The following is a 2405-nucleotide window of genomic DNA, read 5'->3' as shown; positions in this document are numbered from 1 at the left end:
CCCGAGGCGCTCCCCCCCGCGCTGTCACAAGAGGTGCCCGCCCCGGCTGCCCGGCGCGGACTCGTCACCGTGCGAGGGGCCTTCGTGGTGGCGCTCGCCGTGCTCCTGGGCGGCCTCGTGCTCTGGCGCTTCATGATGCCCTCGGAATCTCCTCCGGCTGCACAGCGAGCGCCGTCAACGCCCTCCTCCGCACGGCAGGTGGACCCAGAGCCGAAGCAACCTGTTCCCCCTCCAGCGCCCGCCACGACGCCCCCTGAAGTAGCCTCTCCCGTGTCCGCACCCGAGCCGAAGGAAAGTCCTCCCGTGAAGCGCGCTCCCTCGCCCCTGTCTCCGCCGCCCGCTCCCGCTATCAGGAAGCCAAAGCCCCTGGCCGCCTCCCCGGGCTGGCCCCCGGCGGAATGGGGTGGCTTCCTCAAGACGTGCGCGGGTCTGACCGCCGCCGCTGCCCTCCAGCTGGGCTGCCCGGGAGCCCAGGTGCGGCCCGAGGCCGCGGACTGCCCCGAGGCCGCACGCAAGTGGATGTTCGCCCGGGACGACGTGAACGGGCGACGCATGCGGAAGAACGCCCCCGTCGCCTTCTATGTGGACGCGCGTCAGAGGAGCGCGGGTGATGCTGGGGTTTTCCGCGATGGGCCCGTGACGGGGGAGGTGTACAAAGACGAGAACCGCGCGCTGCCCAAGGGCACGCTGCTTTACGGCTACCTTTGGACAGGAAACAAGGACGTGCTCCTGGGACGCTACACCGAGGCCCGGCTTCCGAATGGCCAGAGGGTGCCGGTCTGCATCGAAATGGGGGATGAGGATGATCTCGGATGGGTAACCTGGGAAGGGTCCAAGCCGGGCGAGGTTGTGGTCCGCCAGAACGTGGGCGGCATCGCCGTCGAACGTTGGCGTTGAACGACCTGCCGAACGTAACACCCATTTACAACTCAGCCCCTGTCCTTCTCACCCGGAGTGAGAGGGATTGCGGGGGACGTTGAACCCGCCGCGTCGTTCCCCAGGAGCGATGCGGGCACTACCTTGCAAGTTCCTTCGCGCGAACTCCTCACGCGCGGGCGCAAGGGGTATCCGCATGGCCCATCCATCTGAACCGCCGCTCTCCAGCGGCGTCGTGCTCTTCACGCAGGGGGACACCTCCTACGAATTCTTCCGGGACCTGGGAGTGGGGCGGCTGGGGGAGCGCGTCCTGCTCGCCTTCGTCCGGACGCCCCAAGGGCTGGGCGACTGCGTGGTGCTCAAGTGCATTCCCCTGCCGCAAGGCGAAGAGCTGCCCGAAGGCTTTCAGCTCACGCGGACGCGGCTGGAGGAGGAGGTGCGGCTCGCGCGCTACCTCCAGCACCCGCGCATCGCGCGCGTCCATGGCCTTGTCGAGATGACGCATGGGCTGTGCGTGGTGATGGAGCACCTGGAGGGCTTGTCCCTCAACACGCTGCTGTCGGTGGCCCAGGCGCGCGGGCGCTACTTCTCCGAGTCCTTCGTCCTCTACGTCGGCGCGGAGGTCGCGGCGACGCTGGACCATGCGCATACGCGCACGGACGAAGCGGGCACGCCGCTGGGCATCGTCAACCGTGACGTCAACCCGGGCCGCATCCGCCTGGGGCCGCGTGGTGAAGTGCGGATGACGGACTTCGGCGTGGCCCTCTCCCGGTTGACGGGCCGCGTGGCGACGTCCTTCCCCCGGCCCCAGGGCGAAGTCCTCTATGCCGCGCCCGAGGCGCTGCTGGGCGACGCGGTGGATGCGCGGGCCGACCTCTTCTCCCTGGGGCTGACGCTGCTGGAGTTCGCCACGGGCAGGCACCTCTACGACCCGGGCCACCTGCTCGCGGAAGGGGTGGAGGCGCGGCTGTCGCGGGAGGAACGGGAGAAGGTGCTGGCGGCGTCCGTAGCCTCCCTGGGGCTCAACCTGCCGCCCTTCGCGGAGGACATCATCCGCTGTGCCATGGCCTACCGCTCCGAAGACGTGGAGCGCGCGGCGGAAGGGCTGTCCGTGCCACTGCGCGACATCCTCCACACGCTGCTGCGGCCCGAGCCCTCGAAGCGCTTCGCCACGGCGTCGGAGCTGACGGGCCTGCTCCGCGCACGGCTGGCGCGGTTGCCGCCCTACTCAGGGGAAGACGCGGTGAAGGAGGTTCAGCGGGCTCTCGCGGAGGCGGAGAATCCGCTCTGGGACATCGAGGTGCCGGATGATGAGGGAGGGATTGCCGTGCCCATGCTCGCCCCTCCCCACCCAGACGAGATTCCGACCGCACCCGCGAGTCGTGGAGGTTCACGAGAGCGAGCCACGGCGATGCGCCACCCGGACGAGGTGACGACGGTGCCAGGCCGCGGAAGGCGCAGCAACCGTGCAACCAGCCCAACCTTGAAACAGTGATTAACCGGTAATATAGGCATGAGTCCCCCTCCCC

At 69.3% G+C, this 2405-nt stretch carries 2 protein-coding genes; both read left to right on the top strand.

Features of this window, described 5'->3' with window-relative positions; translation table 11 throughout:
- Positions 1–474 precede the first annotated feature (474 nt).
- Positions 475–897, top strand: a complete 423-nt coding sequence (locus D7V97_RS45570) for a hypothetical protein (RefSeq protein WP_199729189.1) — start codon at positions 475–477, stop codon at positions 895–897.
- Between the two features lie 175 nt (positions 898–1072).
- The gene (locus tag D7V97_RS42315; protein WP_120616181.1) at positions 1073–2371 is read left to right on the top strand and encodes a protein kinase; all 1299 of its coding nucleotides are present in this window, start codon (positions 1073–1075) and stop codon (positions 2369–2371) included.
- The last annotated feature ends 34 nt before the right edge of the window (positions 2372–2405 follow it).

The sequence above is a fragment of the Corallococcus sp. CA053C genome (assembly GCF_003611675.1).
In the GTDB taxonomy this organism is placed as follows: Bacteria; Myxococcota; Myxococcia; order Myxococcales; family Myxococcaceae; genus Corallococcus.
Note: the sequence above shows the minus strand (reverse complement) of the source record. Positions and strands in the feature narration are given on the sequence as shown.